The organism is Halorubrum aethiopicum (assembly GCF_001542905.1).
In the GTDB taxonomy this organism is placed as follows: domain Archaea; phylum Halobacteriota; class Halobacteria; order Halobacteriales; family Haloferacaceae; genus Halorubrum; species Halorubrum aethiopicum.
In genome coordinates, this window is record NZ_LOAJ01000002.1 from 19,580 (window position 1) to 32,716 (window position 13,137).

Consider the following 13,137-nt stretch of genomic DNA (forward strand, 5'->3'; position numbering starts at 1 on the left):
AGACTAACCCCTCGGCTGGCGACCCTCCTGTATGTCTCGGAGACGACTTCTCTCACTCTTGGCGGTCGTCACTCTCGTCGTACTCGCAGGCTGTGCGACAATCCCCAGTGACGGTGGTCAGCAGGGGCCAACGATCGAAACGAACGGCGACATCGGAAGCGAGAACAACGAGACGATCCCGGACGGTGAAAGCACCGTCACGACACCCGAAGGAAACCTCACGGTCCACATGCTGAACGTCGGGCAAGGCTCAAGCACGCTTATCATCGGGCCGACCGGCGAGACGATACTGATCGACTCGGGTGATTGGCGGGACGACGGCGCAGACGTGATCGACTATCTCGAAGCGCGGGGAATCACGCGGATCGATCACCTGGTGACCTCTCACGCCGACGCTGATCACATCGGGGGACACGCCGGAGTCATCGACCATTTTGAAACGGACGGCGACGGCGTCGGAGCGGTCTACGATCCCGGAATTGCCGCCGGCTCGGCCACTTACGAGTCGTATCTCGATGCGATTGAGGAGCATGACGTGACGCTGTATCAGACGCAGGCGGGCGATTCGATCGCTATCGAAGACGTCGAGGCACAAGTTCTCGCGCCACCCGACGACTACCTCGCGAACGACGATCGCAACGAGAATAGCCTCGTCATCCACCTCCAGTTCGGATCCTCCAGTTTCCTGCTTCCCGGTGACGGCGAGACCGAGAGCGAGGAATACCTCGTTGAAACGTATGGGAGTGAGCTCAATTCGACCGTGCTCGCGGTCGGACATCACGGGAGTCAATCCAGCACGAGTGACGTGTTCCTCGATACCGTCTCGCCACGAGTCGCGCTCATATCGAGTGCGTACGACTCCCAGTACGGCCACCCGCACGAGGAAGTGCTTTCCCGACTCGATCAGCGGTCGATCCCGACGTACTGGACGGGGACGCATGGACACGTTCGACTGACGAGCAACGGCTCGGCCGTCACCGTCGCGACACAGCAGGACGCACCCAGTAGAGCGTCGGCGCTTCGAGATGGCGAGCCGGTTTCAGACGACGCTGACGGCGGCTTCACAGACCGGTTGGTCGTCCCGGCGACCGGATCGGCTGCGCCCTCGACGCCCGACGACTCCACCTCCGAAGACGACACGTCGGATTCAGCCGAATCCACGGAGGACACGAATACGACGCTCGCGATCGTCGAGATTCACGCCGACGCCGACGGAAACGATAACGAGAATCTCAACGACGAGTACGTCGTGCTCGAAAACACGGGCGAGACGACGCTCGATCTCTCGGGGTGGACGGTCGCGGATAGTGCCGATCACACCTATACGGTTCCGGATGGCTTCAAGCTCGGTGCTGGTGAGCGCGTGACCATCCATTCGGGAAGCGGCACCGACACCGAGACCGACCTGTACTGGGGACGGTCGACAGCCGTGTGGAATAACGGCGGGGACACAGTTATCGTCACGGATGCGTCAGGAACAGTCGTGATCGAGGAGTCGTACTAACATGGCTACGGAACAGTTCATCGGCGTCGTCGACCGCTTCGAGGACGATCTCGCCGTGGTCCTCCTCGAACAGGACGGTGAGGTCGTCGACGAACTCGTCATCGACCGAGACGCCCTCCCAGATGCGGCGAATCACGTCGATGCCGTCCTCCAGATCACACGAGGTGACGACGGGTCGGTTCGTGAGATGTCGTACGACGCAGAAACGACGACAGAGCGCAAAGAACGAGCGCAGTCGCGGTTTGACCGGCTGTCCAAGCGACCACCGAAAGACGACGACGCTTGAATCGAGAGAAAGTTCGATCGGAATGGTCGATGAGAAGATTTTGTTAAAATATCCTAGGAGTCATCGACTTCCTGATGTTCCAGCAATAAGGAAATGAATGGGGTTTCAATATCGCTGCCTAGTAAGGACTAACCACGTAGGCCAATGGCAGAGGATAATTCGGCGAGGGATATCTTCCGACTGTTATCCGATCAGACTCGCCTTGAGATCCTTCGCGCTGTTGCTATTGCCCAACATGAATTCGGAGATGTCGGATCCGGAGCTGCTGAACTTGCGTTTTCTGAAATTTATGAGTATGTAGAGGTAGAAAACACGTCGAAGCTATCGTACCATTTAGGAGAGCTTACTGGGACGTACCTGCGAAAAACCGACGACGGGTACTCGCTTACACACGCTGGTGAACGCATCGTTCGATTCATTTTATCGGGAAATTATGAACAGCCGGATTCATTCGGTCCGAAACCAGTCGATGGAATATGTATCTTCTGTGGGGAAGAGGCACTTGAGGCATCACTCTCCCACCAGTTTTTCAGTATCGAGTGTTCGGTGTGTGAACAACCAGTTACAGGACACCCGATAACCCCTGCTCAGGTTAAGACCCATGACGATGACGCGCTGATCCAAAGCGTCAAGCGACAAAGTGCGGATGTTTCCAAGCAAATTCGAAGCGGAATGTGTCCGGAATGTGGGGCGCAGCTCTCTACGGATATAATCGAGGTGTCAGAGAATTCGCTACCCGTCGCTGACTCGTTCTTGGTAACAAGTACTTGTGAGGAGTGTCTGCGGGAGTACAATAGTCCACTAACCTACAGCGTTGTCTACCATCCAGCATCGATAGCGTTTCACTGGGATCGCGGGTTCGATGTGACCACACGAGGAATCTGGGAGTTCAACGAATACCTCTATGATGGGCACTGGACTTCCGAACAAATCACGACGGATCCCGATGAGTACGAGGTTGTGCTGCGTCACGAAGACGACGCAATTCGATTGGTTCTTGATGCGACTGCGACAGTGATCCGGTCTGAGCGCGTGCGACGAAATACGGGCAAAAATTAGCGTTTCTAACAGTAATCTTACGGGATTAGTGTTGAGTAGATAGCGATATCGATAGAGAGATCGCCATATTGCCTCCATAAGTCGTGAAATCCCCCGTATTTTGCTCAATCTGAGTTTTGAAGCCGGATTGATAAATAGTCATATTTCCGATATATTTATTGGTGTTGTTGATCCGACTCGAATTCGAGATCAACGGAGGCACTCAGTATGGAGTCAAGAAATTCCCACGACCCGACAGACCAGCCCAATCAAGTATACGAAACGACAGAGGACCGAAACCAATCAGGAGAAAGACCTCTGAAATCGGCAGAGGAGATCGCCGATGCGTATGCCAGTGTAGCTGACAAACTTGCCCGGTGGCAGTGGCTCGACCAGTTCTTCGCGGGTTCATATCGTCGTCGTCAATTCGAGAACACGGACGGCCGAGTTCTTGATGTGGCCTGTGGCACTGGGAAGAACTTCCGCTATCTCTCGTCAGCAAGCGAGATCGTCGGAATCGACATTAGCGAGGAGATGCTCTCACACGCTCGAACCGAACTCAACAGCCTCGATCTGGATGGGACCGTCTACCAGATGAACGCTCAACAACTGGAGTTCCCCGATGATAGCTTTGAGACGGTCATTTCGTCGTTTTCGACGTGTACGTTCCCCGATCCAATTGCCGCATTACACGAAATCGAACGAGTCTGTGCTCCCGGTGGCGAGATCCTCCTGCTCGAACATCGACGCAGCGATACAGCACCTCTTGCTTGGCTCCAAGACTGGCGTGCCGAGGCTCAATACGAAAAGAACGGCTGTCGGCTGAATCACGAACCGGTGAAGACAGTCAAACAGGCCGGCTTAACACTCGAAAACGTATCAACCGAATTCTTCGGTCTCATCACGGCTATCGAGGCTATTCCGAGGTGATCATTCGATGCCGTTGTTACATGAGATCGATGACGAATTCACTCCCTCAGTGACCAGTAACGTGACCGCCCTACTCACGGCCGTTTCAACTAGTAATATCACAAAACACCATCATGATAGACGATAGAACGACGCGTCGATCGGTTCTGACCGCTCTCGGTGGTCTTGGATTCAGTGGTACTGGAACCATGGTCGGCCGTACAAGCGCCGCGACAGACTCCAGAGGCAACGACCTACAGCGAAGTGACCCCTCTGTACATCCCGACGAACTCGAAGCATTCGTCGACGACGTGTTGGCCGAACGGATCGGGACGACGACTCCCGGAGCTGTTGTAGCCGTCGTTAGCGGTGACACACCCCTCCTGACCAAAGGATATGGCGTTGCTGATGTCGATTCCGGTGAGCAAGTTCGAGCCGATGAAACAATGTTCCGAGTCGGATCTGTCGGGAAGCTCGTAACGTACACTGCCGTCATGAAGGGAGTCGAACGAGGTGTACTTGATCTCGATGTTGACGTAAACACATATCTCGACGACTCCGAAGTTGCGGTTCCAGACACGTATGAGGCCCCCGTGACACTCAGACATCTCGGAACACACACCGCAGGATTTGAATCCACGCTCGATCCCGGCATTATCTCCGATCCGGCCGCTCTTGATTCACTGGAGAAGGTTCTCACCGATCAACAACCCTCACGTATCCGGCCACCCGGTGAACTCGTTGGATACTCCAACTACGGTGCGGCTCTCGCGGGTCACGTTGTTGCTGAGTCGCATGACACCGCGTTTGAGGAGTTCCTCCAATCAGAGATATTCGGTCCACTGGGGATGTCCTTCAGTTCGTTCGCTCAGCCGATTTCGAATTCCCACCCAGGCGAACTCGCCGCACCGCACGTCCGTGGTGATGGGTCGTTCATAGTAGCCGACGACGTGTACATCAATATGCGTCCGGCGGGCTCGTTGAGTTCGACAGCAACGGATATGGCGACATTCATGAGGGCGCACCTAGGTGGCGGTGCGATCGGTGACCAGCGAGTGCTCGATCCGGAGACTATAGACACGATGCACAGTCGCCACCACCTGCGTCACCCAGCAGTCACCAACTGGCGGTATGGCTTCCATGAATACGGGAGCTCAGACGCGAATCTCATCGCTCACTCAGGTGCGACAGTCAACTTCACGAGTTACATGCTGCTCGCTCCCGATCAGAATGTCGGGATCTTCGTCGCTTTCAACAGTAATCCGAGTGAGGGTCCGAAAGCGGTCGTTGATGAGATCGTTACCGAGTTGGATCTCCAGCACGCACCGAGTACCCCGATACCGACTTCGAGACCGGGCAGTCAGAAGCGCGCCGAAACCGTTGCTGGCGAGTACAGCCTCACGTATCTCCCGCAGAGTGGACCACTCCAGGTCGTCGATCTGCTCGAACACCTGACTGTTGAGCCCGCAGCTAACGGCCACCTACAGACAACGACTCTCGAAGGAGACGCTCGACAGTGGGTCGAGACGGAACCGTACGTGTACGAGGAAGTTGGCGGTCACGATGTCCTTGCCTTCGAGGTCACAGATGGCGAGGTCGACTTACTGAAAATGAGCAGCGAACCTACTGGTGTCTACCAGCCCATACCGTTTCACGAACGCCAACTCGTCACCGGTGGTGTTCTCGGGACTGTACTATCGGGATTTGGTCTTTCGCTCGCCGGATGGGGCGGACGCAGTACTTGGCGGCAGTTGAAGCAGTATCGGACCGACAACGGATCCGGTGTGGAGGGCTCCGAATGACGGACCAACAAGTCTCTCAACACCGAACCGAACAGCAGCACGAGTACAACAACCGAAACGGGTTCAAGCACCGCGTGAGACGCCGATTAAAGAGCCCACAGTGGCTCTCCCGTGCCGCAGGTGTCGGCCTGAGTAGCGTCTCGATTGGATTCGTCATACTCTTCATGTTCGTCTTGGAGACCGGCGGCGACCTCACGCTCTTCACACGACCGCTGCCAATGCAAGTCGCACTCACGCTCCCGTATCTCATCGGTATCCTGACGTTGGGGACGACTGTCGGCACATTGATGGCGTGGCGGTACCGCTTCTGGTCGGTTACTACACGCATCCACCAGACGGTACTAGCACTATTGGGGCTCGTGTTCAGCTGGCAACTCTCAACACTGGGAATGCTACCATTGTGAGTGCTAACTGAGCGTGTCAAAGATTTGCGAGCCGAGTATTTTTGATTGGCATATAAAGAATCGAAATGTTAGCCGAGTCGAACCAACGCAACACACCGTATCCAGTTCGAGCCTCTCGGATTCGGGACCTCGATACTCGCGGTGTACGTTCCTACACCAAGGGGTACTTGCTCGTTGATAGACTCGACCACTTCTTCGAACGTCCAAGAATGTGTTTCACCGGCAGCAATCACAAGACTGCCGTTCCCAGAACTGCGTTTCTCTACAGGCATCCAGCCTGACGACTCTTGTTGCATTACCGTCCACTGGAACGGATTGAATTCGAGGTCCGATGAAGAGTTGTTATACAGCGTCAGTGTCGGCGTCTCGGATCGCGTCGTCGGGTCCGTGAGGAGGTAGATATCGGCCGAATCCGTATCTACGGTGTAGGAACACACGACTGGCTCCTCACTAGAGCCGTGTGGTGGACAGTCGTATTCGGACAGCGGTACGGTCGCGTCTTCTGGTGGAGCGGTGTCATTCGGCTGTGTATCTGAAGTGCTACAGCCGCTGAGGCCTGCGACGGCTGTAGAGGTGGCGACGAGTAGATCCCGGCGTTTCATAGATCGGATTATTTCTGTGTTGGTGAAAAACTCGGTATAGCTAATAGGCCGATTTGAGCATTGTCGAGCCCTTATAGGCTAGTTGCGAAGGAATACATCGACTTCCGCTGCGATCCGTTCCGGTGCTTCACCTGGACCGCTGTGGCTAACACCATCGAATTCGACGAGACGGCTGTGCGGAAGCACTTCATGAACGTCACGAGCGCTCTCGCGAAGGAATTCCGGCCCATCCGTTCCGGTCATCACGAGAACGTCCGCTTTGACATCCAGCGTACCGGGTAACTGGTACTGTTCGACAGCACGATTCATCCGGACAACCTCCTCGGCGAGTTCGACACAATCCGGCCAGACCGGCCACTCAGCCAACCACGCATCGAGGTCGTCGATTCCGTCGGGGTGGAGGACCTGCTCGATGTAACGTTTCACGGCCTCCTGGCGTTCACCTTCATCGATGAGTGTAGCCATCCGGCCAGCGAGATCAGCCTCTTTTCGGTAGCCATCAGGGAGGACTGCTGGTTCGTACGCGAGGACCGCTTCAATCGCTACATCGGTCGCAGCTTCGACTGCCGTCAGTGCGCCGTATGAGTGACCGAACAGAATCGGATCGCCGTCGACGGTATCGGCGAGTGTCTGGACGTACCGCACCTCACGGTCCAGTACCTCGTCGGCGCGGGTCTCTGCTGGATCCGCAAGACACGTGCCAAATCCCGGTCGCTGCGGGATCACAATCCCGTACTCTTCGAAGTACGGTAGGACTGGATGCCAGTATTCTCGGGGAGCCATTCCACCGTGGAGAAGGATCAGTGGTTGACCGTCGCCATGTCGTTCGTACACTACTTCAGTACCATCAGCGGACTGGGTCGTCACCATACAACGCTGTGTTCGATGACGACGGGGCTAAGCCATTCTCTCAGTCATTGGGCTATTTATAAGCAGAGACGTATTCTTCTCACAATCGAGTCTTCAACACCCCCATTAACAATGGCATCAACTATCGCGTATGAGGCTTGTCGCTGAATTCGAGATCTACTGCGACGCGCTTCCGCTCGTTGAGGTAGCAGCGACAGTACCCGAGGCGACGCTGATCCTCGAACTACAGTTTAACCATGGGGAACGCCCCCTGTTTCTAGTCACCATAACAAACGGTTCTGACCAAGCGGTTACAAACGCGCTTTCTGACGCCTACGATGTCGGTGAATGGACGCTTGTCGGAGAGGCCGGTGACACGCGTCGCTACCAAGTAATGCCAGCACTCAGCTTCGAAGAACAACTCGGCGGTCACATAGACGATCTCGCGGGTCTTGAGGCGCTCGCTACGGCGGATGCAATCATCGAGCGGATCGAGGTATTACCGGACGGCTGGCGACAGACCGGATGGTTCGCCGACCGAGAAGCGTTCAATAAATTCTCGACGTTCTGGCAACAGAACGCCGATTTCAGATTGTTTCGTCTCACCCGTAATCGGGAGTCTAAACCACCTGGAGATGGGCTAACCAATCATCAGCAGGAGGCGCTTCGGACGGCGTACGAAATGGGTCATTTCGACATCCCGCGGCGGGCATCACTGGAAGACGTCGCTACGGAATTGGATATCTCTGCGTCATCGCTCTCTGAGCGGTTGCGTCGCGCGGAGACGCAGCTCATCGAAGAGACGGTAGCGACAACGTGGCCGCCCCTCCCCGATTGAATCACTACGCACGGAACAGGTCCACACTTAAATGGCCGAATGATTGAGAGATGGAGGTTCCCCAATCCCACTCGAACGAAGAAACGCACAATGCAGACGGTCACGTCAGCCGATGGCACCAGTATCGCGTTCGAACGACATGGAGAAGGACCACCACTAATCCTTCTTCATGGTGGCTCCTCACCCCAGTATTGGAAGCCGGTGATTCCTCGATTCGCCGACGACTACACCGTCATCATTCCCCATCGACGTGGAGTTGGGGAAAGCGACGACTCCGAGGAGTATAGCCTCGATCGAGGAGTCGAAGATATCTGTGCGATTATCGATGCGGTAGACGGAACCCCGGTTCTATTCGGGCACTCATTCGGCGGTCTGTTGGCGATTGAAACCGCCCGTACCGCAGCAGTCGAGAAACTCATCGCGTACGAACCGGCTGTCCTCGTTGGTGAGTACAGACAACAGGCCGACCTCGCCTCACAGATGCAGACGCGAATCGACAACGGAGAACGCCGACAGGCAATGAAGTTCTACATCCGCGAGGTCATGCACGGTGGCGATATTGATGATCTCGACGGGTGGCTCGCCGAGTGGCCGCCTTGGCCGGACATCGTCGCGTTGACTGAAAACATCGCGCGGATCAACCGTGCCATCGAACAGTACCAACTCCCCGACTCGCTATCCATCGACGCGCCAACGCTCCTGTTGACCGGAACCGAAGGTCCACCTCACCTCAGGGACGGCATCCGTGCGGTTGACGAAGCTCTCACTGACAGCACGTTCGTCGAGTTCGAGGGTATCGGTCACGGCGGGCCGACAGAGGCACCAGATCGCGTCACTTCCGAGGTTCGCGGGTTCATCGAAGGGAAGAAGACACCCACTCCAAAAAGTAGCGACTAAGTGATAGCATCGCCCTCAGGGCCAGATCCTGAGGTACTCGCCTTGTTTCCTCTGTAGACGGTCGTCAATTCATCCGGATTCAAGTCCTCTTCGAGAACGAGCTCGCCGAGTTCTTCGCGAGTCCCGCCCGGATAGGCGGCGATCAGATCGAGGAGCGCGTCGTATTCATCCATCGTACTCGGTATCGATCGCCTGCGTCCGTCTTGTCTCTAAGAGTTCACGCTTCCCGACCGACGCGTCGAGTGGAGCCATGACGAGCATACCGGGAGCGGCGTGACATGGGACGCGGTCGCCGGCGTAAAAGCCCGTACTCGTCGTCGGAACTTGGACACGATACCCGTTCCCGGAGTGCTGGATCCGAGTGTCGATCCCACGGTGAATCGAGTCAGTCGTCTGCGTCGCGAGCGCGACGAGTTCGGCTCGGTCGGCCATCGGCACGCGGTCGGGATCGCGATCGATCACGAGCATGAGGTCGTCGAAACCGTACGCGACGACCTCCGAACGGTGGATCGTGTCGCCGTCGGCGGTCTCCTCGACGAGCCCGGCACTGCGGGCAGGCTTCGTTACCTGGAGCGCGAGGCCGTCGCCCGTTTTGGTCAGTTGGTTCGCCATCTACTCGATCACCTCCTGAATCGTCGCGATCGTCCCGATAACCGGATACTCCCATCTGAGGAACTCGCCGTCCTCAACGTGTTCAACCGTGGCGTGAAGCATCGGCGTTCCCCATCCATCCTCCGTCTCGACGACACCAATCTCACCGAGCTTCGTCAATTCCTGTTCATCGCCAAGATCAACTGCCGGCGGCTCGGAAAACTCGACCGTGAATTGGAGAAAGCCCTCGCCGTATTCGTCGACCGATTCGTACTCGAAGTCGTCCGTCGTGACCTCGAACGCTCGTTCGTCATCGAGTGTGATGCGGAAGGTCTGTCGCTCCGTCTTGGTCTCGAAGAGTGCTTCGGCCACGTCGTCACGTTCGACGCCGCGCGTTTCGACGCGATACACGTAGCCGGTATCCGGTGATCCATGAACGTCCTCGATGGCGTCCCACCACTGCTTCGGCGTCCCAAATCCCGACTGTACCGCCCACTCGTATCGAAGGCTATCAGCGTCAGGATCCTCGATCGACGCGACCTGTTCGACCGTCACGTCGACGAGCTTCTCGCCCGTCCGGGTCGCCCGCGCCCAGGTGTCGCCCGTGGTCCGGTCGCTCGTCCGGAAGGTGTACACCTCGCCCTCGTCGAGAAGCTGTGCGCGGGCTGTCGGATTCCCGAAGATGATCGGGCCGACGTGGTTACTCGACATCGGTTCCTCCGTGTTCGCGTGTCTCATCCATATATGGTCACCTGCGCGCCGTGGGTCTCCCCGCAACGCTCGTCTGTTACTATAGTATAGTAACCTAAAAGCATACCGGCGGACCTCAGGTTGCCGACCGCCCGTTTTTCCAACTCCCGGACAAATCAGCGAATATGAGCGACTACACGCCGGCGTCGGAGCGATCATTCCCGGAGGTCGTCGTCAGGATCGTCGAGCACAACCGAGGCGTTCCGGAATCGGGTATCCGAATTAATCTCACTCACCGGAATCGAGCGACGAAAGGATTGGATGACACGCTCGATCAGCTCGTCGACGAGGGGCGGCTGGTCGAACGCAACGGGAAGTACTGGACGCCGGAAGATGCGCCCGACGACGTGTAAGTGATTACAACGTGTCGAACGACTGTTCGCTCCCCAGTCGATCAGGCGTGAACGAGACACCACGGTCGGCGTAGTAGAGCGCAAGGTTCGCTTCGAGGTCTGTGATCAGGTAGTGGTCGAGTACGTCGCGAAGCCCGGCGACGGCAACGCTATCGCCGGCAGAGACGGATCGAAGCCACTCTGGCCCAAGTTCCTCACCGAAGCGCGTGTTGTCTACAGGTGCGCCGTTCCAGATTGTCTTCGGGACCGGGTAGTCGTAGGCGTCAAGACAGTCCTCCAGCGAGGGCCACTTATCGTTCGGGCCACACGCCGCTTTTCGGTCGGCGAAGAGGTCGACGTGCGGGCCACGGGTGTGAATCTCCGGCGTCGACACCTCAACATCGAAGTTCGCACTTCGCTTGTACAGAAAGTCCATATCGAACCCGATGCCGTTGTAGCTCACGAGCGCATCCGGATCGATCGCGTCGATCGCCTCGAACGCCTTCTTGACGAGCTCGTCTTCATCGTCGTCGCTCTCACGGACGAACGTCTGATACTCGGCGTCACTCGCCGGGTTTCCGTAGGGATGGCTCCCGACGCCGATGGCGACCGTCTCGCCCTTCGTCGGATCGAAGTGGGTTGTCTCAATGTCGAACGTCGCGAGTCGGTCGCACGGATCGGATTCTGCGTCGTATTTCATACGTCCGCACGATAGCCCGACTCTATATGAATGTTTGGTGAGACAAGCCCGCTTTTTAAGCTATGTGTTATACACAGATCGGGCGTCTCGGTGACTGTATGAACATGTACAGACACACACGACGAGTACAGTAGTGTATATCGAATTTCAGACTGTTTTCAATTCTCGTGCGCGAATTGCTGGCGTTGTGATCCATCGATATTTCGGCCATCAAATTCTGGATAACTTGTTCAAGTTGATCGGTGTTTCCGATAGTTTGGACTGTCGTGTAGCAGGTAATGGTGACTTTGGGTTCTGTGGCTCTGTTGAAATCCTCAGAAGCTGACATATTCACTCCTTCAATCGATAGTACAGTGTGTGAACCTTGTAGATTCGCTACCTATATTTTGCCGACGTAGATCCGTCTCCTTTGTTCTCTACGTATTGAATACAGGGTCTTTTTGACGCCGTTCTTTTATGCCTGATATATGCCCTCCATGAATCGGCGCGCAGTTCTTACAGCAGTTAGCACGGCGTCTCTCGGAAGCATCGCAGGATGCTCACTCGATCAGTCTGATGAGCCACCGACTGGTAGCCTCAGGTTCGTCAACAACGACGAGACTGTCCCGCACTCATTCACAATGCGTGTCACGGATGTCGGCACTGCGCCGGGCGAGGAAACGTATGGGGTTTCTGGTCAGACGACAGTCTCACCGGCACAGCAGAACCTCACAGCCTCGGCAACGCTTGAACCTGGCAGCAGTGAGACGTACGACTCTGTTTTCACCGAACCCGCGTGGTACGCCATTGAGTTCACGGTGGACGATCAGCCACCAGCTGACGAAGGCGGCCACGTGGTCTACTCACCCGTACCGGATGACGAACCGATCGGACGCATGTTAACCGGGAAAGTGGGAAGTAATGGTGGCTTCTGGTGGACGATCAGCGCAACCGAAAACGCGGGTACATTCGACTTCTAGCACGTACTGTATTTGTAGGCGGAAACAGTCACCATCATCAACTAGACTGTTTGTATTGACGAATCTTTTTGGCCACCTTGAGGAGACCTCATACAAGATACGCACTCTTGAGCAACCATATATTCAGTCGATGATATATCCGAAGAATAGGATTTCAACAGAGCCTGACTTAGGTGTCTCTAGAGGCCGCACCACCGACAACGAGCGTCGGAATGTCAGTCATTCTGACGACTCGCTCTGTAGTACTTCCGGCGGTCGCGATACGTGAGAATCCAGTTCGACCCTGCGTCCCCATGACGATCAAATCAATCCCGTAATCGGTGGCAGCGTCGATGATCTCCTCGCTGGGTATTCCACGCCGGAGATGGGGTTTGACCTGGATGTTGCGGTCTGACCCTCGGGCAACCACCGCATCTAATGCCTCCTCACCGATGGCCTCCTGTTTTTCGACCGCAAAATCCCAGTGACCGCTCGGCCCTGCCTCTTCGACGACGAACAGTGCGTGAACCATCGCATTGAATTGGACTGCGAGATCCATCGCGTGGTCAACAGCCAGGTCACTGTGATCGCTCCCATCGGTTGGAACGAGAATCCGGTCGTACATACAGGCCTCAGCGGGCGGCATGAGAATAAGATTTCAGCTAATCGGCTCTGTTGAGACCCTCACTCTGCGAGA

Annotated in this window: 16 protein-coding genes; 10 read left to right on the forward strand and 6 right to left on the reverse strand. The window is 56.2% G+C overall.

Going from position 1 to position 13,137, the window contains the following annotated elements:
• Positions 1-31: 31 nt before the first annotated feature.
• The 6 genes from AXA68_RS14655 (at position 32) to AXA68_RS14670 (ending at position 5,943) form a co-directional block, all read left to right on the forward strand.
• A complete protein-coding gene (locus tag AXA68_RS14655) occupies positions 32-1,504 on the forward strand; it encodes a lamin tail domain-containing protein (RefSeq protein ID WP_066418719.1) in 1,473 nt (490 codons plus the stop codon).
• 1 nt (position 1,505) lies between these two features.
• The gene (locus AXA68_RS14660; protein WP_066418721.1) at positions 1,506-1,790 is read left to right on the forward strand and encodes a DUF3006 domain-containing protein; all 285 of its coding nucleotides are present in this window, start codon (positions 1,506-1,508) and stop codon (positions 1,788-1,790) included.
• Positions 1,791-1,934: 144 nt separating this feature from the next.
• Positions 1,935-2,849, forward strand: a complete 915-nt coding sequence (locus AXA68_RS16170; RefSeq protein WP_080505312.1) for a DUF7351 domain-containing protein — start codon at positions 1,935-1,937, stop codon at positions 2,847-2,849.
• Between the two features lie 207 nt (positions 2,850-3,056).
• On the forward strand, positions 3,057-3,758 hold the full coding sequence (locus AXA68_RS16175; protein ID WP_080505313.1) for a class I SAM-dependent methyltransferase: 702 nt from the start codon (positions 3,057-3,059) through the stop codon (positions 3,756-3,758).
• A 113-nt stretch (positions 3,759-3,871) separates the two neighbouring features.
• Positions 3,872-5,539 carry a serine hydrolase domain-containing protein gene (locus tag AXA68_RS14665; RefSeq protein WP_066418724.1) on the forward strand — a complete coding sequence of 556 codons (1,668 nt, stop codon included), beginning with the start codon at positions 3,872-3,874 and terminating at the stop codon, positions 5,537-5,539.
• Positions 5,536-5,943 carry a hypothetical protein gene (locus AXA68_RS14670; RefSeq protein WP_066418726.1) on the forward strand — a complete coding sequence of 136 codons (408 nt, stop codon included), beginning with the start codon at positions 5,536-5,538 and terminating at the stop codon, positions 5,941-5,943. The genes AXA68_RS14665 and AXA68_RS14670 overlap by 4 nt, the downstream gene beginning before the upstream one ends.
• Positions 5,944-6,623: 680 nt before the next feature.
• Here the strand turns inward: AXA68_RS14670 and AXA68_RS16180 are convergent.
• The gene (locus AXA68_RS16180; protein WP_080505314.1) at positions 6,624-7,415 is read right to left on the reverse strand and encodes an alpha/beta fold hydrolase; all 792 of its coding nucleotides are present in this window, start codon (positions 7,413-7,415) and stop codon (positions 6,624-6,626) included.
• 130 nt (positions 7,416-7,545) lie between these two features.
• Here AXA68_RS16180 and AXA68_RS14685 point away from each other — a divergent pair, with 130 nt between their 5' ends.
• Together AXA68_RS14685 and AXA68_RS14690 are read left to right on the forward strand one after the other, a co-directional pair.
• Complete coding sequence (locus AXA68_RS14685; protein ID WP_066418739.1) at positions 7,546-8,232, forward strand: helix-turn-helix domain-containing protein; 687 nt, start codon at positions 7,546-7,548, stop codon at positions 8,230-8,232.
• Between the two features lie 90 nt (positions 8,233-8,322).
• The gene (locus AXA68_RS14690) at positions 8,323-9,129 is read left to right on the forward strand and encodes an alpha/beta fold hydrolase (protein ID WP_066419052.1); all 807 of its coding nucleotides are present in this window, start codon (positions 8,323-8,325) and stop codon (positions 9,127-9,129) included.
• Here the strand turns inward: AXA68_RS14690 and AXA68_RS16855 are convergent.
• From AXA68_RS16855 to AXA68_RS17170, 3 genes are read right to left on the reverse strand one after another with little or no spacing between them, the layout of a single operon-like run.
• A complete protein-coding gene (locus tag AXA68_RS16855) occupies positions 9,126-9,302 on the reverse strand; it encodes a hypothetical protein (RefSeq protein ID WP_157884846.1) in 177 nt (58 codons plus the stop codon). The two genes, AXA68_RS14690 and AXA68_RS16855, sit on opposite strands and share 4 nt — an antisense overlap.
• Positions 9,295-9,741: a hypothetical protein gene (locus AXA68_RS14695; RefSeq protein WP_066418741.1), complete on the reverse strand. Its 447-nt coding sequence runs from the start codon at positions 9,739-9,741 to the stop codon at positions 9,295-9,297. The genes AXA68_RS16855 and AXA68_RS14695 overlap by 8 nt, the downstream gene beginning before the upstream one ends.
• Positions 9,742-10,356, reverse strand: a complete 615-nt coding sequence (locus tag AXA68_RS17170) for a hypothetical protein (RefSeq protein WP_198530089.1) — start codon at positions 10,354-10,356, stop codon at positions 9,742-9,744. It abuts the gene before it with no gap.
• A gap of 239 nt (positions 10,357-10,595) precedes the next feature.
• Here AXA68_RS17170 and AXA68_RS17175 point away from each other — a divergent pair, with 239 nt between their 5' ends.
• The gene (locus AXA68_RS17175) at positions 10,596-10,823 is read left to right on the forward strand and encodes a hypothetical protein (RefSeq protein ID WP_066418742.1); all 228 of its coding nucleotides are present in this window, start codon (positions 10,596-10,598) and stop codon (positions 10,821-10,823) included.
• A 4-nt stretch (positions 10,824-10,827) separates the two neighbouring features.
• Here the strand turns inward: AXA68_RS17175 and AXA68_RS14710 are convergent, their stop codons facing one another.
• Positions 10,828-11,502, reverse strand: a complete 675-nt coding sequence (locus AXA68_RS14710; protein ID WP_066418744.1) for a ribonuclease H-like domain-containing protein — start codon at positions 11,500-11,502, stop codon at positions 10,828-10,830.
• 467 nt (positions 11,503-11,969) lie between these two features.
• Between AXA68_RS14710 and AXA68_RS16860 the strand changes: the two genes are divergently transcribed.
• The gene (locus AXA68_RS16860) at positions 11,970-12,461 is read left to right on the forward strand and encodes a hypothetical protein (protein WP_157884847.1); all 492 of its coding nucleotides are present in this window, start codon (positions 11,970-11,972) and stop codon (positions 12,459-12,461) included.
• A 169-nt stretch (positions 12,462-12,630) separates the two neighbouring features.
• Here AXA68_RS16860 and AXA68_RS14715 read toward each other — a convergent pair whose 3' ends face one another.
• Entirely contained in the window at positions 12,631-13,065 is a 435-nt protein-coding gene (locus AXA68_RS14715) for a universal stress protein (RefSeq protein ID WP_066418746.1), read from the reverse strand.
• Positions 13,066-13,137: the final 72 nt, after the last annotated feature.